At 66.8% G+C, this 19,937-nt stretch carries 18 protein-coding genes; 8 read left to right on the forward strand and 10 right to left on the reverse strand.

The window, feature by feature from the left end; genetic code table 11:
* Window positions 1-21: 21 nt before the first annotated feature.
* Together ACAH01_RS03970 and ACAH01_RS03975 are read right to left on the reverse strand one after the other, a co-directional pair.
* Entirely contained in the window at window positions 22-495 is a 474-nt protein-coding gene (locus tag ACAH01_RS03970) for a DUF4870 domain-containing protein (protein WP_372480305.1), read from the reverse strand.
* A 44-nt stretch (window positions 496-539) separates the two neighbouring features.
* Entirely contained in the window at window positions 540-1,127 is a 588-nt protein-coding gene (locus ACAH01_RS03975; protein ID WP_372480306.1) for a hypothetical protein, read from the reverse strand.
* Window positions 1,128-1,526: 399 nt separating this feature from the next.
* Between ACAH01_RS03975 and ACAH01_RS03980 the strand changes: the two genes are divergently transcribed.
* Window positions 1,527-2,207 (forward strand): hypothetical protein, encoded by a 681-nt coding sequence (locus tag ACAH01_RS03980; RefSeq protein WP_372480307.1) that lies wholly within the window; start codon window positions 1,527-1,529, stop codon window positions 2,205-2,207.
* Between the two features lie 39 nt (window positions 2,208-2,246).
* Here ACAH01_RS03980 and ACAH01_RS03985 read toward each other — a convergent pair whose 3' ends face one another.
* From ACAH01_RS03985 to dgoD (ACAH01_RS04005), 5 genes are all read right to left on the reverse strand, one after another.
* Window positions 2,247-3,215: a bifunctional oligoribonuclease/PAP phosphatase NrnA gene (locus ACAH01_RS03985; RefSeq protein ID WP_372480308.1), complete on the reverse strand. Its 969-nt coding sequence runs from the start codon at window positions 3,213-3,215 to the stop codon at window positions 2,247-2,249.
* A gap of 308 nt (window positions 3,216-3,523) precedes the next feature.
* The gene (locus ACAH01_RS03990; protein WP_372480309.1) at window positions 3,524-4,330 is read right to left on the reverse strand and encodes an SDR family NAD(P)-dependent oxidoreductase; all 807 of its coding nucleotides are present in this window, start codon (window positions 4,328-4,330) and stop codon (window positions 3,524-3,526) included.
* Window positions 4,331-4,379: 49 nt separating this feature from the next.
* On the reverse strand, window positions 4,380-5,534 hold the full coding sequence (dgoD, locus tag ACAH01_RS03995) for a galactonate dehydratase (RefSeq protein ID WP_372480310.1): 1,155 nt from the start codon (window positions 5,532-5,534) through the stop codon (window positions 4,380-4,382).
* A gap of 706 nt (window positions 5,535-6,240) precedes the next feature.
* Entirely contained in the window at window positions 6,241-6,936 is a 696-nt protein-coding gene (locus tag ACAH01_RS04000) for an IclR family transcriptional regulator (RefSeq protein ID WP_372480311.1), read from the reverse strand.
* Window positions 6,937-6,997: 61 nt separating this feature from the next.
* Window positions 6,998-8,131, reverse strand: coding sequence for a galactonate dehydratase (gene dgoD, locus ACAH01_RS04005; protein WP_372480312.1), 1,134 nt, complete (start codon window positions 8,129-8,131; stop codon window positions 6,998-7,000).
* A 135-nt stretch (window positions 8,132-8,266) separates the two neighbouring features.
* On the opposite strand from dgoD (ACAH01_RS04005), the gene rdfA reads away from it, so the two are divergent.
* Window positions 8,267-8,872 (forward strand): rod-determining factor RdfA, encoded by a 606-nt coding sequence (gene rdfA / locus ACAH01_RS04010; RefSeq protein WP_372480313.1) that lies wholly within the window; start codon window positions 8,267-8,269, stop codon window positions 8,870-8,872.
* 89 nt (window positions 8,873-8,961) lie between these two features.
* Here the strand turns inward: rdfA and ACAH01_RS04015 are convergent, their stop codons facing one another.
* Both ACAH01_RS04015 and ACAH01_RS04020 read right to left on the reverse strand, forming a co-directional pair.
* Window positions 8,962-9,900: a metallophosphoesterase gene (locus ACAH01_RS04015; RefSeq protein ID WP_372480314.1), complete on the reverse strand. Its 939-nt coding sequence runs from the start codon at window positions 9,898-9,900 to the stop codon at window positions 8,962-8,964.
* Window positions 9,897-10,361 (reverse strand): hypothetical protein, encoded by a 465-nt coding sequence (locus tag ACAH01_RS04020; protein ID WP_372480315.1) that lies wholly within the window; start codon window positions 10,359-10,361, stop codon window positions 9,897-9,899. Before ACAH01_RS04020 ends, ACAH01_RS04015 begins: the two co-directional genes overlap by 4 nt.
* Before the next feature lie 151 nt (window positions 10,362-10,512).
* Here ACAH01_RS04020 and ACAH01_RS04025 point away from each other — a divergent pair, with 151 nt between their 5' ends.
* From ACAH01_RS04025 to ACAH01_RS04050, 6 genes are all read left to right on the forward strand, one after another.
* The gene (locus tag ACAH01_RS04025) at window positions 10,513-12,435 is read left to right on the forward strand and encodes an ABC transporter substrate-binding protein (RefSeq protein WP_372480316.1); all 1,923 of its coding nucleotides are present in this window, start codon (window positions 10,513-10,515) and stop codon (window positions 12,433-12,435) included.
* Window positions 12,436-12,513: 78 nt separating this feature from the next.
* Window positions 12,514-13,533: an ABC transporter permease gene (locus ACAH01_RS04030; protein ID WP_012807646.1), complete on the forward strand. Its 1,020-nt coding sequence runs from the start codon at window positions 12,514-12,516 to the stop codon at window positions 13,531-13,533.
* Between the two features lies 1 nt (window position 13,534).
* Complete coding sequence (locus ACAH01_RS04035; protein WP_170092456.1) at window positions 13,535-15,019, forward strand: ABC transporter permease; 1,485 nt, start codon at window positions 13,535-13,537, stop codon at window positions 15,017-15,019.
* The gene (locus ACAH01_RS04040) at window positions 15,016-16,002 is read left to right on the forward strand and encodes an ABC transporter ATP-binding protein (protein ID WP_372480317.1); all 987 of its coding nucleotides are present in this window, start codon (window positions 15,016-15,018) and stop codon (window positions 16,000-16,002) included. The genes ACAH01_RS04035 and ACAH01_RS04040 overlap by 4 nt, the downstream gene beginning before the upstream one ends.
* A complete protein-coding gene (locus ACAH01_RS04045; RefSeq protein ID WP_170092454.1) occupies window positions 15,999-17,513 on the forward strand; it encodes an ABC transporter ATP-binding protein in 1,515 nt (504 codons plus the stop codon). Before ACAH01_RS04040 ends, ACAH01_RS04045 begins: the two co-directional genes overlap by 4 nt.
* A complete protein-coding gene (locus ACAH01_RS04050; RefSeq protein ID WP_372480318.1) occupies window positions 17,510-18,298 on the forward strand; it encodes an inositol monophosphatase in 789 nt (262 codons plus the stop codon). The genes ACAH01_RS04045 and ACAH01_RS04050 overlap by 4 nt, the downstream gene beginning before the upstream one ends.
* A 10-nt stretch (window positions 18,299-18,308) precedes the next feature.
* Here the strand turns inward: ACAH01_RS04050 and ACAH01_RS04055 are convergent, their stop codons facing one another.
* Complete coding sequence (locus ACAH01_RS04055; RefSeq protein ID WP_372480319.1) at window positions 18,309-19,727, reverse strand: sodium-dependent transporter; 1,419 nt, start codon at window positions 19,725-19,727, stop codon at window positions 18,309-18,311.
* Between the last annotated feature and the right edge of the window lie 210 nt (window positions 19,728-19,937).

Here is a 19,937-nt window from a genome sequence, read left to right on the forward strand (position 1 = left end):
GCGACTCTCGTCTAGAGAGCGTCAGACTGTCTCTTCTCTCGACGTTCGGGACGCTCGGTTGACGAACTCCCGTGCGAACGGGTAGTTCCACGGGTCGCCCAGAATGGCCTTGACGGTGGCGATCAGGGTGAACACCCACGTCAGCGACCACACACATCCCGTTAGCAACAACAGCAACGTCCCGACGATCGCGACGATCGTATCGAGTGGCGGTCCGAGCAGTGACCAGTCGACGACGCGGCTGCCGATCGTCAGTTCGTCGGCTCCGAGCGTGAAGGTCAGGACCGCGATCGCGGTGAGAGCCAGCACCGACAGGTGCCAGTTGAGGACGTTGCGTGCGTTCGTTCGCGTGAACTCGTGGCTCGCGACGAGATACACGAGGCCAGCGCCGATACCGGCTGTCAGGAGCGCGAACGGGTGGACCAGAATGCCACCGACAGGGCGTTCGTCGAGCAGTTCGGGACCGTCTTTCGGGGCGGATGTATTCGATGTCATACGTTGTCTTTCGTCAGCTTCGTGGCGTCTTTCGGGCAACTCGCTCAGTCGGCGGCATCGATACCGTACGTTCGTCGTCTACGGATCCACTGCGCCGTGCGCTCGGCGACGAGCAACAGCAAACAGAACAGTAGTAGATCGAACGCGCTGTCCCAGAACGCGATATCGCTTCCCGTGGTGCTGATATCCGTGCCGAGGATCGTCAGTATCCCGCCGAACACGAACAGGGCGAGGCTGAGCTGTAGGCCGGCGAGGACGAGCGTCCTGATTCCCGCGGTCTCTGTGAGCGTGAGGAACCCACGCGTCGAGAGTCGATCGAGCGGCGTTTCGGTCGCGAGTGCGTGCTTCCCCGCCGGTGAGAGGGGCCAGCTCGTTTCGGGGTAGTCGATGTAGTACAGCGTGACCGATTCGGGGTACGACTCGGTGGCGACGACATCGAGCTCCCGTAACTCGTCCAGTCGGTTTCGAACCGTTGCCTTGCAGACGTCCGGCTTGACGCGCGCTTGCAGCTGTTTGGTCGAAAAGAACGGCCGCTCTGACTCGACCATCGTCTCCACGACGTGTTGCTGTGTCAACGTCTTGTCCAGGTCTTTGTCGATTCGATCTTCGATCCAGGTGGGGAGGGCAGACACGGCAGCCGTCAGTATATCCTGCGGGGTAGTAAAAACAGGCGCGAATTTCGCGGCCGCGAACTCCGCATTTCACGGAAAAACGGATTCGGTCGGCTGTCGATTGTCGCGTCTCTCCTCGTCTCGGCTGTGCGAGCTTTCGATCGGTCCGACATTCGTTCCGGTAACGGGCCCGTCGCCCCGAATCGTCGATTCGCGGCCGCGAATTTTGTGTGCGGGTTTAATCGTCGGTCGGCTGTACGCCGAGATGCTATGCGTCGCCGCGACTACTTGGTCTCCGTTAGCATCGGCGTATCGACTCTCTTCGGTGGCTGCCTGAGCAAGGCCGACTCCGAAAGCACAGCGACGTCCAACGAGACGGCTCCTGACAGCGAGACGACCCAGGGGCCGTCGACGTCGGCCGTGGCGTCGGATCTGATCGGCACGTACCTGACTGCCGCCAGCGAGCAGGACATCGACGGACTGTCGTCGGTCGTTCACAGCGAGAGCCCGATCCGTGAAGGGCTCGACAGCGGTGAGATCATGCTCCAGCCTGGTGCCAGTTCACACAGTGGGACAGACATCGTCGTCGAAGACGCGACTGCCGATGACGTCCTCTCGCTGGAATACGCAGCGCTCCAGTTCGAGCGATCGACGCTTGAAGGACTCTTCGACGACGAGGATGCGATGCTCGTCAGCGCGGACATGGGCGACTCGTCCGTCGAACTCGACACCTGGGTTCTCGTCACCGATCAGGACGAATGGCGCGTCTTCTGGATCGGTGCGCGTCAGGAGACGCCGGACGATCCCACGGACGCCTTCGACGAACCGATCGAGGACTCCGAGCAGCAGGTGGTCTCCGACATCACCTACGGGGAACCGTCGGAGCACACCGCGAAGGTCACACTCACCGACTCCCCCGGCATCGAGGCCGACACGATCGTCGTCGAGTCGACGATCGCCGGCCACGACGCGACGTTCGAGGGGAGCTGGTCGGGTTCCTGGGCAAACATCAAACTCCACCCCGAGGGCGATCAGATCGTCGTGACGGCGATCGACGACGGTTCCGAGGTCGTCGTCCACCGGGAACACTACGAACCGTAGCGGTCCCGAGCACGGTTCGAACGCCGTCCCGTCGACCGCCTATGACAGTGCCGAGAGCTCCGTCCCGAGCGTCGCTTCCAGCTGAGCGATCGTCTCCTCGCGGACGGTCTCCAGTGCCGTCGTTTCGAGTTTCGCCACGCCGGCACCCGCGTGGCCGCCGCCGTCGCCGCCGAACGCAGCGGCCAGTGGCTCGAACAGGTCCTCGGGAAGGTTGATGCTCCCGGACTCGGCGCGGCCGACGATCCAGACCTGGTCGTCTCGCTCGGAGAACACGAGCGCGATCTCGGCTCCGGTCGCCCGGAGCGCCTGTGCGGCGACACTCTGCTGGCTGCTGATCGTCGTCGTCAGGACCAGCGTCCGGTCGGCACGGTAGCCCGTCGCCCGAACGACCGCCTTGCTCGCGGCGACTCGCTGGCCGAACGACCGCTCGTGTTCGAGCAGCGCCGAGAGCACGTCGACGCGGTCGTTGTCGGCCAGGAGCTCGCCGAAGCGACTGATCTCCTCGGGCGAGGCACCCGCGAGCCCGCCCGTGTCGTCGAACAGCCCCGCTGCCAGCGCGATCCGTGCTTTCGAGTCTGCTGTGGCATCCAGCGCGTCGATCACGTCGGCGACCAGCGCGGCCGTCGCACCGGCGGTCGCGTCGACGGCGGCGACCGTCGACGCCTCAACGAGGTCGTCGGGCTCGTGGTGGTCGATCACGACGAGAGTTTCCGGCGTCACCGCTCCCCACACCGGCTCGATGCGGTCGCTCGACGGTGCGTCGAGGACGACCAGACAGTCGGCGTCGCCGACCGCGTCGGGAGTGTGAACGGTCTCGTCGAGGGCCTCGACCAGCTGCCGGGCTCGCTGCTTGAGGCCGTCCGGCGCGACGATCCGCGTTTCGCTGTCGAGCGTGCGTGCGAGTCCGACCGCGGCACCGACCGTGTCGAGGTCGGCCTGGGCGTGGACCACCAGCAGACACGAATCGTGCCCTTCGAGTGTGCCGGCGACGGCTGTGTGATCTGCCATACCGTCGCTGTCTCGATCGCGACACAAATGCGCTTGGGCGGTGTGTCGACCGACCGCACGCGCCGCCGTCTGCTGCGACCTTCTTCCATGCCGGTCCTTTTCGACAGTCGGTGGCGATCTTTGGGAACTATCGTCCTCTATCTGGGGCTGGAATGGATATTACGATCAGAATACATGGGTTCCGTGGACAACTATTGGTTCAGTATGATCAGAAGGGCCTTAGATCGTCCCATGTACGGTGGTGTGGGTGCATCTAGCCATACGACGCCGACACACACTCGCTGTTATCGGCGACTGTGGCAGATCGGTCACTCTCGACGGTAGTCGAGGTACACGTCGTCTTGCATCACCTGCGAGCGGCCGCCGTCGACGAGAATGCTCTCGCCGGTGACGAACGTCGCGTCGTCGCTGGCGAGGAAGGCGGCGAGGCCGGCCACGTCGGCCGGCGTCCCGAGTCGCCCGACGGGGTGGATCTCCTCGGTGTACTCGTAGTCCTCCCCCAGTTCCTCGCTGGTCCGTTCGATCTCGATCCAGCCGGGGTTGATCGTGTTGACCGTGATCCCATCGGGGCCGAGTTCCAGTGCCATCGCGCGGGTCATCCCGTCGATGCCGGCCTTGACGGCGTTGTACGGGAAGAGCCCCGGCATTGTCAGGCGGGCGTGGTTCGAGGACATGTTGAGGACGGTGCCGCCCTCGGGCATGTGCTCGACGGCGGCCTTCGCACAGAGCCAGAACGACCGGAAGTCGGTCTCGACGACGAACGCCCAGTCGTCCAGCGTCGCCTCGCTGGCGGTGGTCTCGGTCTGGACGCCCGCGTTGTTGACCAGCGTGTCGACGCGGCCGTACTCCTCGACGGTGTGTTCGATCAGCGCCTGAATCTCGGCGGGATCGCGCATGTCCGCCCGCAGGAAGGTCGCCTCGCCACCGTCGGCTTCGATCTCGGCGACGACTCGCTCGCCGGGCTCGACGGAGCGACCGGTGACGACGACGGAGGCCCCTTCGGCGGCGAAGCGGCGGGCGACGCCAGCGCCGATGCCGCGGGTCGAACCGGTGACGACGGCGACGGTGTCTGCGTGTCTGTTCGGGACGGCGTTGGCTGTCGGGTCTGCTGGCATCGAGTGAACGTGTCGGCCCACTCGGTAAGTATTCTCCGTTCCGCTCGCGCTACCACTCGGCGACGCTGCCGTCGCCGTGTCGCCAGACGGGGTTGTGCCAGTCGTGGTCGAGTTCGGCCTGCTCGCGGACGTACTCCTCGTCGATCTCGACGCCCAGACCGGGGCCGTCGGGGATCTCGACGTAACCGTCGTCGTAGTCGAAGACCGCGGGATCGGCGAGATAGTCGAGCACGTCGGTGGCCTCGTTGTAGTGGATGTCGAGACTCTGTTCCTGGATGAAGGCGTTGGCGGCGGTGGCGTCGACCTGGAGACAGGAGGCCAGCGCGAGCGGCCCGAGCGGGCAGTGGGGAGCCATCGCCACGTCGTAGGCCTCGGCCATCGCCGCGATCTTCTTGACCTCTGTGATCCCCCCAGCGTGAGAGAGGTCCGGCTGGATCACGTCGACGGTGCCGTTCTCGAACAGCGACTTGTAGTCCCACCGGGAGAACATTCGCTCACCCGTGGCGATGGGCGTCGTCGTGTGTTGGGCGATCTCGGGGAGGGCGTCGTTGTGTTCGGGCAGCACGGGCTCTTCGACGAACATCGGTTCGTGGGGTTCGAGCTCCTCGACCAGGCGCTTGGCCATGGGTTTCGTGACGCGGCCGTGGAAGTCGACGCCGATGTCGATGTCATCGCCGACGGCTTCTCTGACCTGCCGGAGCCGGTCGACGGCGGCCTGGATGGTGGCGGGGTCGTCGACGCGCTCGATCTCCTCGGTGGCGTTCATCTTCAGCGCCGTGAAGCCCGCTTCGACCTGCTCGCGGGCCTGCTCGGCCACGTCGGAGGGACGGTCCCCGCCGATCCACTGGTAGACGCGGATGCGGTCGCGGGCCTTCCCGCCCAGCAGCTCGTGGACCGGGGCGTCGAAGCGCTTGCCCTTGATGTCCCACAGCGCCTGGTCGACCCCGGCGATCGCCGACATGAGCACGGGGCCCCCGCGATAGAAGCCCCCGCGGTACATCGTCTGCCAGTGGTCCTCGATCCGTGACGGATCCTCGCCCAGCAGATAGTTGTCCATCAGTTCCTCGACGGCGGTGCGGACGGTCTTCGCCCGGCCCTCGACGACTGGTTCGCCCCAGCCGACGAGGCCGTCGCTGGTCTCGATTCGGAGGAACAGCCACCGCGGCGGCACTTCGAACAGCTCGTAGTCGGTAATTTCGCTCATCGTGTTCGCTCTGACGTGTGGTTTCGGCTCGTTTAGTCGTTTCGGGGGCTGGCCGATCCGGGAGGCGCGTGTTCGCGGTGGCGACTCTCGGACCGGCGTCGCCATCGGACGTACACTCACTGTGGACTCTCTGCTCTGCTTTACAGCCATAATGCTGTAATAGGTCGTGGCTACAGTACACTATCTGTGTACGACGCTGCCCGCCGTGATCGTCCGTCTCGACCGCAGATGGACGGTCGTCGGCGGTTCGAACGTCGACCGCTGTGACACTGCCATTCGAAGACGAAAAACTATGAAGAAATACAGATCAGTAAGCGTTCTATGTTCTCTCCAGAGTACTTCTGTCAATTCAGGGCAGAGCATCGACTTTCGACGGTGCGTCTGGTCCCTGTCGAGGTCGCCGACCGAGAGCCGTGCAACTGTCCACGAGACGCCGCTACAGACCGTTTTATTGGGGACGACCGTCGTCGAGCCGACGCCGCCGCTGCTATCGTTCGTCGGCTCCCTCAGTCGATCGATGCAGGGGAACCGTAGCAGTAAACTGGAGTCAGATCGAGCGAAGCGGTGCCTCGATGCCGGGCGGGTCGACGACAGCCGCCGACGCACTCCGTGCCACTGCCTCGTGCGGCCGAAATGTCTCATATATAGTTGCGTTCGACGCTACTGACAGAATAGCGAGAATACCGAGAAAGTCCGTCGGAACAGCCTACTGCATCTCCGTTGCCGTCTCCACGAGCGACTCACCGAGCGTCGTCACGTCGATCCGGTCGGCCCGCTCGGACGGGACGACGGTCTCGATCGCCGCCGGGGCGTCGTCTCCCGGCGCGAGCACCGGAGCCGCGATCGAGAGCCAGTCGGGTGCCGACAGGAGTCGTTCCTCCAGGAACTGACGCTCTCTGGCCGTCTCCAGCTGTGAGAGTAGCGTCTCGTTGTGGGTGCCGACCAGCTCCGTGCGCCGCCGCGTCGGGAGTCGAGCGAGCATCACTTTCCCGGGCGGGCTCTCGACGAGTCGTTCGCTGTCGCCCACGGCTCTGGGAGACCCAGCGCGGTCCGCGTTCGCCGTGTATCGACAGTGACAGTCCTCGCCGTCGCTCACCCAGAGGTTCGCCGGGGCGTCGATGCTGCGGGCCAGCCGATCGACCGCGTCGGTCTGGTCGAGGATCGCGTGGGAAGCGCTCGCCGCCACTCCGTACTCGGCGACCGTCGGTCCTAGCTCGTAGACGCCGTCGCGATTCGCCAGTGCGCCGACCTCCACGAGCGTGCGCAGGTGTTTGTAGACGCCGCCCCGAGAGAGCCCGGTCGCGTCCATCAGCTCCGCGGCCGAAGCGCCGCCGGACTCGTAGACCACGTCCAGCAGTTCGAAGGCCGTCTTCGTCGCCGCGATGCGGTCGCCATCTGCCATACGGTCTCGCTGGGCTGGCGCGAGGATAAGTCCACTGTCAGTGTCGGCCGCCAGCGAGCGCTCACCACTCGACGAAACTCCCGTCGTCGTACCGTCGGACCGGCGGTCGCCAGTCGCTTCCCGTGCCGGCGTGGTCCCGGACGCCAGCCTCGTTCACGTCGACGCCGAGGCCGGGCCGATCTGGGAGGGTCACTCGCCCGTTCTCGCTGCGCAGTTCGTCGGCGTTGTCGACGTAGGCGTCGACGTAGTGCTCGCCCAGGTCGGGCTGCGTGACGGCGTTCGGGAGGTGGTGGCTGAGCTGCGTGCTGGCCGCGTGAGCGATCGGCCCGACCGAGCAACTCGGCATCACCTGCACTCCGTAGGTCTCGGCCAGCGACGCGATCTTCGCGATCTCGGTGATCCCGCCCGCGTGACTGACGTCTGGCTGGACGATGTCGACCCGCCCCGCTTCGAGGTGCGGGCGGAACTCCCAGCGCGAGTAGAGTCGCTCGCCGAACGCCACCGGGATGTCGTGCGTGGCCGACTGATCCAGCGTCCGCAGGTGCTCGGGTCGGACGGGCTCCTCGACGAACGCGGGGTCGTCCGCCGCGAGTCGGGCACACACCCGCGGAGCCATGCTCGCCGAGATGTGGCCGTGGAGGTCGATCCCGATGTCGACCGCCCGCCCGACCGCCTCGCGAGCGAGCGACAGGTGTTCACAGATCGCGTCGACGTCGGCACCCGACTCCAGCGGTGCGGTCTGGTAGGTCGTCAGCAGCTTGAGCGTCTCGTAGCCCGCATCGACGGCGTCGGTCGCCCGCTCTGGAATCCTGTCGACGCGTTCCGGCACGAGTTTCTTGTAGACCGGGACGTGCTCGCGCGTGGGGCCGCCCAGCAGGTCGGCGACGGACCGATCCGTCCGCTTGCCCTCGATGTCCCACAGCGCCTGGTCGATCCCGGCAATCGCCGACATGAGCACGGGACCCCCGCGGTAGAAGCCGCCGCGATACATCGTCTGCCAGTGGTCTTCGATCCGACCCGCCGCCTCGCCCAGCAGGTACCCCTCCAGTAGCTCCTCGACGGCCGTCCGGACGGTCGCGGCGCGCCCTTCGAGGACGGGTTCCCCCCAGCCGGCCGTCCCGTCGGCCGTTTCGAGCTTCAGGAACAGCCAGCGCGGCGGCACCTCGAACAGTTCGTAGTCGACGATCCGGGTCATGTCCCCCATCGACGGCCGGCCGTGTTAAGCGTTGTCGACGGGCGGGACGCGTCGACCTCGTGGAAGCGAACGTTCATGTGGCACTCTCTCGGTAGATGCGCGTATGCACGCTGTCACAGCACGGGGGGAGACGCGGTGAGCAAAGTCGCCAGGCTGATCGACGAGTGGGAACTCGACGGCGTCGGCCAGCAACTCGAAGACTACTGGCTGGGGACCGGTGACGAACAGTACAGTCTCCGGGAGCTGGCAGACTGGTTCAATCAGCGGCTGCTGGCGGCCGCCCACGACCGGGCCGACGAAGCCTACGTCGACGGCGAGATCGAGAACACCTACGAACTCCTCACCGACGACGACGTGGGGACCGGGACGCGAGCGGAGGTCGAGACGCGCCTCGAACAGCGCGGTATCGACCTCGAATCGCTCCGCACGTCGTTCGTCTCTCACCAGAGCGTCTACACCTACCTCACCGACGAACGGGGCGTCTCCAAGCCCAGCGAGGAGCGCTCCGACAGCTCACAGATCGAGAAGACCGCGGAGTCGATCAGGCGACTGGTCAGCCGGACTCAGGCCGTCGTCCGCAACAACCTCGAAAGCCTCCACAACACCGACCGCATCACGATCGGGAACTTCAGCGTCTTCGTCGACGTACAGGTGTTCTGCCAGGACTGTGGGACCCAGTACAGCGCCGACGAACTGCTCGCGAACGGCGGCTGTGACTGCCAGGACGAGCCGGAGCCCTGATACGACCGGCTGTACATCTGTGAATGATTTCGCCACCCCGGGATGGCGAAGATCTTCACGAAGTTACAGTCGGCAGTATGAGTCGACAGTCACTCGTTGACCAGCGGGAACGAGGCCAGCCGAGCGGCGGCGATAGCGGTCAGGCCCTTCGCGGTCGCGGAGTCGTCGGTCCGGCGGGCGTGTGCGGTTTCCAGTCCGACCTCGTCGGCGATCGGGACGAGGCGGATCGTCGTCCCGGCCGGTGTCGTCTCACAGAGGAGATACGACTGCGGGAACGAGCAGGTCGTCGGCGCGGCGATCTCTCGGAGCCCGTGGTACTCGCCGGTCGCGGGCAGGTGGTAGTGGCCGCTGAGCAGGAGTTGTGCGCCGCCGTCGGCGAGTGTCTCGGCCAGCGGGTCCGCGTCGACCATCGCCGGGATCTCGACCATCTCGGACTCGATCTCCCGGTGGGCGTCGATCTGGTCGCTCACCGCCGGGAGGTTGTGGTGGAGGAGGACCACCGGCGTCTCCGTCTCGGCCAGGGTCTCGCCGAGCCAGTCCAGCGTCGCCTCGGTGACCCGTCCCTCGTGGCTCTCGTACAGGCGATCTGCCGTGCCGGCAGTGTTGAGCCCGATCACGTCCAGGCTGCCCACCTCGACGTGGTAGGGGAGCTTGCCGGGGCCGTAGCGGTCGGCGAATCCGTCGACGGAGAGGGGGTCGTGTTCGTCTCTGGTCTTCGGTACGTCGTGGTTGCCGGGGACGGCATAGAAGGGCACGTCTAGTTCGGACAGGGCTCGATCCACGGCGTCGTAGTTCCAGGGCTCGCCGTCTTTCGTCAGGTCGCCCGGCGAGAGGACGGCGTCGACGTCGCGGCGGCCGATGTCCGCGACGGCCGCTTCCAGGTGGTCGAGCGTGTGTTCGAACAGCTTCGACGTACCCTCCTCGCGCGTCGAGACGTGCGGGTCGGCCAGTACAGCGAAGCGCGTGTGGTCCCCGCGTGGCTCGTCCAGTCGGGCCACGACCGGCCCGGCGTCGTCGAACGTGGTCATACGTCCTCCGGGAAGAAGGGGTCGGCGTCGTCGTGGCGGAACGTCGCCAGGTGAGTGCCATCGACCAGCTGGACGTGGGAGTACATCTCGCCGCGGTCCCGCGCCACGGTGGCCAGCTCACCGGCCGTCGTGAGGTCGATCGCGCCGACCAGCAACACCGCCAGATCGCGGTCCCGGTCGGTCAGTCGCGTGACCGCGTACAGGTCCGAGCCGTCCCGGTGTGTGAACAGTTCGTAGCCGTCGAACTCGCCCTCGGCGACGGCCGCGCGCACGTCGTCGGCGACTTCGCCCTGTGCCAGGTAGACGAACCCGAACCGATCGGTCTCACCGTGTGACGGCGGCTCCGGTGCGACGTGGGCCGCGCGGACGGTCTCGACGGACCACCCCTCGGACCGGAGCTCCTCGGCCATCTCCGTGGCGGTCTCGAGGGTTCGACCCCACTCGTTGGCGTTCTCCGACATCGGTTCTCGTTTCCCGTGACTGTACAAGTACGTTTCCACTACTGGTTACTTTGGTAACTCTATATAGAATCTGGCTATCAATGGAAATCTATAAGGAAATATAGGTTGATAATAGCAACACAGTTACCTACGGGTTAAACAGATGGACGTGATGCCTGAGGATACGACGCGGCGAGGCTTTCTGACGGTTGCTGGTGCCGGTGCAGCCACAGCGCTCGCGGGTTGTTCCAGTGGCCCGTCCGAAGAGTCCACCGCGACGGACGAACCGACCGACAGCACGGACGACGGCGGCGACGAGTCCACCGAGTCCTCCGACGCTTCCGACGACAGCACGTCGTCGGTGAGCAACACGCTCCAGATGATGTCTCCGGGGCCAGTCCAGACACTCGACCCGATCAACGCCAAGGGGTCGGGCGTCGGGTTCAACCAGTACGGCAGCTCCCTGATGGACTTCCCGAACGGAGAGTACCCGCCGGAAGGGGCGGTCATCGAGGACTACTCGATGTCCGACGACGGGCTGACCTACACCTTCCAGCTCAAACAGGGCGTCTCCTTCCACGACGGGACCGAACTCACCGCCGAGGACGTGGCCTACTCGTTCCGTCGCCTTGCCGGCTCCGAGAACTCTCGGAACCGCGACGACATCATCGGCGAGACGATGACGATCGACCACGAGAAGGACGCGTCCCGGACCGAGCCCGCAGACGAGGAGAGCCTGGCCGACTACGTCCCCGGCTCGCTCGCGGTCGAAGCCGTCGACGACTACACCTTCGAGTTCACGCTCGCCTCGCCGTTCCAGTACACCCTCTCACAGATCGCCGGAGGCACGTTCGCGATCCTCCCCGCCGGCTCGGTCGGCGATATCGAGGGGTACGACGGCGAGTACGAGTACAACGAGTTCTTCAGTACGGCGGGGGACGGTCCCGCCTACGCCGGCCTCGGTCCGTTCGAAGTCGACGAGTGGAACAAGGGCGACGCACTCCAGCTGACGGCCTTCGACGACTACTACGGCGAGGGTCCGGAACTCGACGGCGTCACGATCACCGTCGTCGAGAGCGCCAACACGCGCTTTAGCCGCTTCCAGAACGGCAACGCCGACCTCATGCAAGAGGACATCTCGACCGCCGCGTTCAACCCCAACAGCGTCTCCATCGAGGAGACCAGCGGGAGCCAGTCGGTCGGGACCTACACCTTCGACGACGGCACGACGGTCAACTACGGCGAGATCCCGGCGCTCCGGACCGAGTACATCGTGTTCAACTGCCTGGAGGTCCCGCTCCCGGTCCGACGCGCGTTCGCGTACGCGATGAATCAAGACGAGATCGCAAAGAACGTCTACAAGGGCACCGGACAGCCGGCCTACCACATGACGCCACCGGCGGCGTATCCGACGTTCGAGGACGGCGTCGGCAGCGCCGAGACGTACGACCGCCACGCCGAGAACGGCTATCAGTCGGTCACCGAGTTCGGGGCCGACGGCTACCCGTACGGCTACGGCGAGACGCTACTGGACGAGGCCCGGTCGGTGATGGAGGAGGCGGGCTACGGCGAGAACGACCGCTACGAGATCACCGCGACGACGATCGCGGGCGACAGCGCCTACGGCTCCGTGTTCACCCGTCTCCAGTCGAAGCTCCGGTCGGCCTACATCGACATGAGCATCGAGGAGTCCCAGTTCGGGACGATCATCAGCCGCGCGATCAACGGCGACATGGAAGTGTTCGGCCTCGGCGACGGGATGGAGTACCCCGGGCCACAGAACTTCCTGCGATTCCTCTGGGGGAACAACCCCGGTTCGCAGTTCACCCGCTGGGGTGCCGAGGGCGGCTTCTACACCGAGGAGTACCGCCAGACCGCGATGGACGCCTGGGAGAACAAGTACCAGCCCGACGACTCGACCCAGCAGTCCCGCAACGAGGCCTTCCAGATCGTCGAGGAGATGAACTGGGCCTCTGTCCAGGAACTCCCGACGGTCAACCCCGTCGCACAGCGGTTCTGGCAGGACTACGTCGACGTCGAGATGCACGGCGTCATGGGCAACCAGACGTTCGACCAGGTCACGAAAGGCGAGTAACCGACTGCTCTCACATATGTATCTTCGAGGATATGGTTTCGTTCGGGCGGTGGGGCACCGCAGCCGGGGTGAGCGACGGTGAGCCGACTCCGATACATCGCCAAACGGGTGGCACTGTCGGTCCCGGTCGTCTGGCTCGGGACGACGATGACGTGGGCGATCATCTATCTGGGACCGATCGATCCCGCGACGCGACTGCTCAGTGAGGGCCAGACACAGAACCCGGCGGCCTACGAGGCCGCACGGACCCAGCTCGGGCTCGACCAGCCCCCGCTCCAGCACTACTTCGACTGGATGGGGAGTCTGCTGACGTTCGATCTGGGGCAGACGTGGCTGTTGTACCAGGGCTCGGACGTGAACGCCCTGATTCTCGATTTCCTGCCCCGAACGCTGTGGCTGGGGTTCTGGTCGGTCCTGATCGCGGTGTGTATCGGCGTTCCGCTGGGCTTCTACGCGGGAATGCGCTCGAACACGGCGTCTGACTACGTCGCCTCGATGGGCGGGATCGTCTGGCGTGCCATGCCGAACTTCTGGCTCGGGATCATGCTGCTGGCCGTGCTCGGCAGTTCACAGGCGATCTTCGGCTTCGACTGGCAGTCGCTGTGGATCGAACTCGACGCCCTGACCGGCAGCCCCGACCTCTCGCGGCTCCACACCGTCGAGGGCTTCCTCGCGGCGACGAAGAAGGTGCTCCCGGCGGCGATCGTCCTCGGCTCGGCCTCGATGGGCAACGAGATGCGGATCGGCCGCACGGCCGTGCTCGAGGTGCGAAACGAGGACTACGTCGATCTCGCGAGAGCCAAGGGCGTCTCGGAACGGGCGCTGGTCTGGAAGCACATCTTCCGGAACGCGCTGATTCCGCTGGTCCCGATCATCACCAGCGAGGCGTTCCTGCTGATCGGCGGCAGCGTCCTCGTCGAGACCGTCTTCAGCATCAACGGGATCGGGCTCCTCTTCTTCAACGCGGCGACACAGGGTGACCTCCCGCTGGTCGGGACGCTGATGTACGTGTTCATCCTGTTGATCGTCGGCGTCAATCTCCTGCAGGACGTACTGTACACGGTGATCGATCCGCGGGTCGGACTGGAGGGGGCCTGAGATGGCCGGCGCACACGGGCCGTCTTCGGACGCCGACGACACGGCAGAGGCCACGCCGGAGACGGCGTCGACGATCCTGCCGACCGAGTCGCCGACGCTCGTCTGGGTCGGTCTTGGCGCTGGACTGCTCGCGCTCGAAGTCGGTGCGCTCGCGACGTTCCTCGTGGCGATCCTGAGTGACGCGCTGGCGGCCGCGTCCCTCCCCGGCGTCGGCTTCGTCGAGGGGATCGAGGCCGCGGCCCGCCAGCTGCCGACGCTGCTGTCCCGCGAGACCGTCCCCAACGAGGGGTACTGGAACGGCCAGCGGTGGGTCGGGACGTTCCTCGGACTCCGGCCCGAGGTCGCCTGGGGGATCCGCGTCGCCCTGGTCTACCTCTACGCGCTCGCGGTCGCGGGCTGGGCGGTGCTTGGCTACCGGCTCTACCGCCGGGAGTACCGGGCGGCCGACTGGACGCCGCGAGACGACGTGATCGATCGGTTCCGCAACCACGGCTGGGGGCTGTTCGGCCTGGCGGTCGTGTTCATGTTCGTCGTCATGGCGGTGTTCGCCCCCGCTCTCGGACCGACGACCGTCGACAAGAACATGCGCAACTCCTACGACAACGAACTCACCTACTGGGACGCCGAGACCGACTCCGTCGAGACGATCCTCGTCGGCGAGGCCAACCTCGCGTCTCAGTCTCGGGGCGACGGCGAGGAACGCGTCGGACCGATGGAGTACGACGACTTCGGACGGTTCCACCCGTTCGGGACGCTCCCGACCGGGCGGGACCTCTTTACCTTCATCGCCGTCGGGTCGCGCATCTCGCTGGTGATCGGCCTGCTGTCGGTCGGACTCAGCGTCGGCGTCGCCACGTCGCTGGCACTGATCGGCGCGTACTACAAGGGCCGTGTCGACCTCGGGATGGTGCTCGTCTCCGACGGGGTGATGGCGATGCCACAGTTGCTGTTGTTGATCATGCTCACGACGGTGCTCAAAGACACCTGGGTCGCGGGGCTGTACAGCGGTGCCTTCTTACTGGCCCTGATCTTCGCTTTCACGGGCTGGACGTACATGTGGCGCTCGCTGCGCGGACCCGCACTACAGGTCTCGGAACGACAGTGGATCGACGCGGCAAAGAGCTTCGGGCAGCGCCCCCGCACGATCATGCGCCAGCACATGTTGCCCTACATCACGGGCTACCTGCTGATCTACGGGTCGATGACGCTGGGCGGGGCGATCATCGCCATCGCCGGGCTCTCCTTCCTCGGACTGGGCGTCTCTCCGCCGACTCCAGAGTGGGGTCGCGCGGTCAACCTCGGCCAGGAGTACGTCGATACCGGCTCGTGGCACATCTCGCTGATTCCGGGCCTGCTCATCACGCTGGTGGTCACCGGCTTCAACGCGCTGGGCGACGGGATCCGTGACGCTATCGACCCCCGTTCGGACGCTGCCGGATCGGACGCCGACGACGGGGCCGCCGCCGGCAGAGGTGGTGGCGCGTGAGCGACGAACCACTGCTGTCGGTGCGGGACCTCGAAGTCGTGTTCCACACCGAGCGCGAGCAGATCCACGCCGTCGACGGCGTGAACTTCGACATCCACGAGGGTCAGACGGTCGGCCTCGTCGGCGAGTCGGGGTCGGGCAAGTCCGTCACCGCCCGGTCGATCCTCGGGCTCGTCGACGAACCCGGACGGATCGAAGGCGGCGAGATCCTGTACCGCGGCGAGGATCTCACGGAGGACAACTGGGCGGACCACCGCGGCGACATCGCGATCGTGTTCCAGGACCCGACCAACTCGCTGAACCCCGTCTACACGATCGGCAACCAGATCGAGGAGGCCCTGCGCATCCACCAAGACCTGCGCGGCCGGGCAGCGACCGACCGCGCGATCGAGTTGCTGGAGGACGTGGGGATTCCGGACGCACCGCGCCGCGTCGACGAGTACCCCCACCAGCTCTCTGGCGGGATGGCCCAGCGGGCCGTCATCGCGATGGCGCTGGCCTGTGACCCGGACCTGCTCGTCTGCGACGAGCCGACGACGGCACTGGACGTGACGATCCAGGCCCAGATTCTGGACCTGCTCGCGGAGCTGCAGGCAGAGCAGGACCTCGCGATCCTCTTTATCACCCACGACATGGGCGTCATCGAGGACGCGACCGACTGGGTCAACGTCATCTACGCGGGCGAGGTCGTCGAGCGTGCGCCCACCGAGGCGCTGTTCGACCGGCCCGCCCACCCCTACACGCGGGCGCTCCTGGAGAGCATTCCGGGGCGGACGGACCCGGACGAGCGCCTCCCCACCATCGAGGGAGAGGTCCCGACGCCGACGGGACCGGCGACCGACTGCCGGTTCGCGCCGCGGTGTCCCAAGGCCTTCGAGGACTGTCGGTCCGTCGCCCCCGAGCACGTCTCGCTCGACGGGGAACGGTCGGCAGCGTGTCTCCTCCACGAGTCGGCCCGCAGCGACGGGGGTGAGCCACAGTGACGGCCCGCGAAGACCCCGTCGTCTCGGTCCAGTCGCTGAAGACCTACTACCACGACGACAGCATCGTCGGCGCGAAACCGCCAGTCAGAGCCGTCGACGGCGTCGACCTCGACATTCGCGAAGGCGAGACAGTCGGGCTCGTCGGCGAGTCCGGCAGCGGCAAGACGACGCTCGGACGGACGATCATCGGGCTCGCGGACGCGACCGAGGGCGTCGTCGAAGCCGACGGACTGGACGTGACCGAGTTCGACGCAGCGCAGGCCCGCGACTGGCAGCGCCGCGTCGGCATGGTGTTCCAGGACCCCGAGGAGAGCCTCAACGACCGAATGACGATCGGCGAGATCGTCCAGGAACCCCTGAAGGCACACGACTGGCCGGTCCTGACCGCCGCCGTCGACGGCGACGCGACGGTTCGGGGCAGCGGCGTCAGACCGGCCGAGCCGGACGAGACGGTCGATCTCACGATCGGCCTCGACGGCGACGTGACGGTCCGGGACGAACTGCCGCTGTCGGCCGACGCGGTCAGCGCCGCTGTCGACCGGAGCGGCGACGCACCGACGGTCGACGTCACCGTCGAGAAGTCCCGCGCGGAGATCAGGCGGGATCGGGCCTTCGACCTCCTCGACCGGGTCGGGCTCTCGGAGCAGCACTTCTACCGGTACCCCCACCAGTTCTCCGGGGGCCAGCGCCAGCGCATCGGCATCGCTCGCGCGCTCGCGCTCGAACCCGAGTTCGTCGTCCTCGACGAACCGGTGTCGGCACTGGACGTGTCCGTCCAGGCCCGGATCATCAACCTCCTCGAAGACCTGCAAGACGAGATGGGGCTGACCTACCTCTTTATCGCCCACGACCTCTCGGTCGTGCGCCACATCGCCGACCGCGTCGCGGTGATGTACCTCGGCAACGTCGTCGAACTGGGGCCCACGGAGTCGGTCTACTCCGACCCCCACCATCCCTACACCGTCTCGCTGCTGTCTGCCATTCCGGGGAGTGGCTCCCCCTGGTCGGGCGAGCGAATCACGCTGCGCGGTTCGCCACCGAACCCGCGGGACCCGCCCGCCGGCTGTCCGTTCGCGACGCGGTGTCCGGCGAAGATCCGGCCCGACGACTACGACCTGCCCGAGCGGACCTGGCGCGCGCTGGACGAACTCCGCGTCGTCTTCCGGACGCGGGCCCGTGCCGAGGCTTCCGCGGCCGAGACGATCAAACGACTGATCGGACTCGACGTGGCCGGTCAGGACCTCCGGGAGACCGTCTCCGACCTGCTGGCGGACCACGATCTCCCGCCGGCGGCCCAGTCGACCGTCGACGCGGCGGTGGAGCTGGCTGCCGGCGGCGACGACGACGCGGCGGCCGAACGGCTCCGAGAGGCCTTCGGGTCGCGGTGTGACCGCGAACACCCCGAACCCTACGACGGCGGCGAGGATCGGACGAGCCAGTGTCTGCGCCAGGAGGCGGAGTACGACGGCGTCGCCGAGACGATCCGTGCCCGCCAGGAGGAAGAGCCGTGAGCGATCCGGACGCTCTCGCGCTCCGGGCCGCACGGGCGGGTGCCGAGCGCGCACACGACCTCTTTCGCCGCGACCTCGCCGTCGAGACGAAGTCGGGCAAGACCGACGTGGTGACCCGCGCCGACCGCGAGGCACAGACGGCCGTCGCGGCGGTCGTCGACGACGCGGACCCCGACGCGACGCTCGTCGGCGAAGAGGCGGCGGCAGCGAAGTCCGTCCCCGAGACCGGCCGCGCGTGGGTCGTCGATCCGATCGACGGGACCCACAACTACGTCCGCGGCGGGCGCTGTTTCACGACGAGCGTCTGTCTCGTCGCGGACGGCGAACCAGTCGCCGCGGCCAACGTCCTCCCGGCGATGGACGACACCTACCGGACCGTCGACGACGGCGTCGCACTGAACGGGACACGGGTCACGACGAGCGACCGGACCGACCCCGAGCGAGCGATCGTCTGTCCGACGATCTGGTGGCCGATGGACCGCCGCGACGAGTACGCCCGCGCGACGCGGGCCATCGTCGAGCGATTCGGCGACCTGAAGCGGCCGGGCTCGGCACAGGCCGCCCTCGGCCGACTCGCGGCCGGCGAACTCGACGGCGTGATCACGAACGTCGAGACCAACCCCTGGGACACGATCGCCGGCGTCCACCTCGTCCGCGAGGCCGGCGGTCGCGTCACCGATCTCGACGGCGACCGCTGGACGCACGACGCACGCGGGCTCGTCGCGTCCAACGGCCCGCTCCACGACGCGGTTCTCGACGCCGCCCGATCGATCGACGCGAGGTAGCGCGCGGGGCCTACCCCTCCACGGCACTCGTTCTATCGGCGTTTCGCAGTCCGAGCGCCAGTCGACAGCCGACGGTACCGATGACGGCGACGACCGCTCGGCCGCCGAACCCGATCGACACGCCCGCGAGCGTCGCGAGCGTGTTCGTCAGCGAGAAGAGGACGACGACCGGCAACACCCAGCTGACCGTCAGCAGCCACGGCACCGCCAGCGAGTCGAACCGACCGGCTCCGGCGCGAAACTCCGCCAGCGCCTCGTCGCCCAGGAGCCAGGCGACGATCGCCAGAAAGGCGAACAGACCGACCGTCAACAGCAGGTCCGCGACCGTTCCCGAGACGAACTCGAAGATCGAACTGGCAAGCGCCAGCCCGCTGCCGGTGGCCGCGAGCAGCGCCGAGATCAGCGCCGTCGCCCGGCGTCGCGGGACGCCGACGGTGTCGACGAGCGTCGCCACCGGCGTCTCCAGGAGGCTGATCGCGCTCGTCACGGCGGCCATCAGCACGGCCGCGAAGAAGGCAGTCGCGACGAGCGCGCCGCCGGGCAGCGACGCGAACGCTCGCGCGAGCGCGACGAACAGCGCACCCGGCCCTCCCTGTCCGGGGTCGATCCCCTGTGAGAACAGTAGCGGGATGACGACCAGTCCCGCGAGGACGCCGATGAGCGTGTTCGAGACCGCGATGACGAGCGTGTCCCGCGGCAGCGACGCGTCCTCGTCGAGATACGAGGCGTAGGTCAGCATCACTCCGGCACCGAGCGAGAGGGTAAACAGCGCCTGTCCCGCCGCCGGCCCGAGCACGCGCAGGAAGTTCGCCGCCAGATAGTCGGCGTCGAACCCGAGGTAGAAGGCGTAGCCGTCGGCGGTGCCGGGCTGTGTCGCCGTCCACGCGGCGAGGCCGACGAGCAACAGGACGACGCCGGGGAGCATCACCTTCGAGACGCGTTCGATGCCTCGGCTCACGCCGAAGAAGACGATTCCGGCGACGATCCCCAGGAACAGCAGGTGAAACGCGACCGCTTCGAGGCCGTAGTTGACCGCGCCGAAGTACTGCTGGGGCTGGTCGAAGTACGCTCCCGTCGGCGACACCAGCAGATAGCGGAGGATCCACCCGCCGACGACCGAGTAAAAGGAGAGGATCACGAGCGTCGTGAGGACGTTGAAGCCCCCGAGCACGGACCCCCAGCGCGAGTCGGTCAGCGAACGCAGCGCCCCGACGGGCGTCTGTCGGCCCAGTCGACCGAGGACGAACTCGGCGAGCAGTCCCGGGACGCCGACGCCGACGACGATCAGCAGGTAGACGAGGAGAAAGGCGCTCCCGCCGTTGCCGGCCGTCAGCCACGGGAACCGCCAGAGGTTCCCCAGCCCGGCCGCACTGCCGACGGAGGCGAGCACGAATCCGACGTTCGATACCCACGAGTCACGTGTAGCCATTCGTGTACAGATCTGTCTATCGGGGAAGTAAAGCGGTGTTGGTTCGGCGCGTGCCCGGCCGAGAGGCCGTCGCCGACGTACCTGGGATGTCCAGAGCGAGCGAACAGATGCTCGGTCCTGATACTGCCGGCTGTACATCTGTGACCGATTTCGCCACCCCGTGGTGGCGAAGCTCTTCACGAAGTGACAGCCGGCAGTACGACATCCCCG

It is taken from the genome of Halomicrobium sp. HM KBTZ05 (assembly GCF_041530035.1).
Classification (GTDB): Archaea; Halobacteriota; Halobacteria; order Halobacteriales; family Haloarculaceae; genus Halomicrobium.

Coding starts and splice junctions, on each gene's coding strand:
- ACAH01_RS03970 (WP_372480305.1), bottom strand. CDS start 495: ATGACATCGAATACATCCGCCCCGAAAGACGGTCCCGAACTGCTCGAC.
- ACAH01_RS03985 (WP_372480308.1), bottom strand. CDS start 3,215: ATGGCAGATCACACAGCCGTCGCCGGCACACTCGAAGGGCACGATTCG.
- ACAH01_RS03990 (WP_372480309.1), bottom strand. CDS start 4,330: ATGCCAGCAGACCCGACAGCCAACGCCGTCCCGAACAGACACGCAGAC.
- dgoD (WP_372480310.1), bottom strand. CDS start 5,534: ATGAGCGAAATTACCGACTACGAGCTGTTCGAAGTGCCGCCGCGGTGG.
- ACAH01_RS04000 (WP_372480311.1), bottom strand. CDS start 6,936: ATGGCAGATGGCGACCGCATCGCGGCGACGAAGACGGCCTTCGAACTG.
- dgoD (WP_372480312.1), bottom strand. CDS start 8,131: ATGACCCGGATCGTCGACTACGAACTGTTCGAGGTGCCGCCGCGCTGG.
- ACAH01_RS04015 (WP_372480314.1), bottom strand. CDS start 9,900: ATGACCACGTTCGACGACGCCGGGCCGGTCGTGGCCCGACTGGACGAG.
- ACAH01_RS04020 (WP_372480315.1), bottom strand. CDS start 10,361: ATGTCGGAGAACGCCAACGAGTGGGGTCGAACCCTCGAGACCGCCACG.
- ACAH01_RS04025 (WP_372480316.1), top strand. CDS start 10,513: ATGCCTGAGGATACGACGCGGCGAGGCTTTCTGACGGTTGCTGGTGCC.
- ACAH01_RS04035 (WP_170092456.1), top strand. CDS start 13,535: ATGGCCGGCGCACACGGGCCGTCTTCGGACGCCGACGACACGGCAGAG.
- ACAH01_RS04055 (WP_372480319.1), bottom strand. CDS start 19,727: ATGGCTACACGTGACTCGTGGGTATCGAACGTCGGATTCGTGCTCGCC.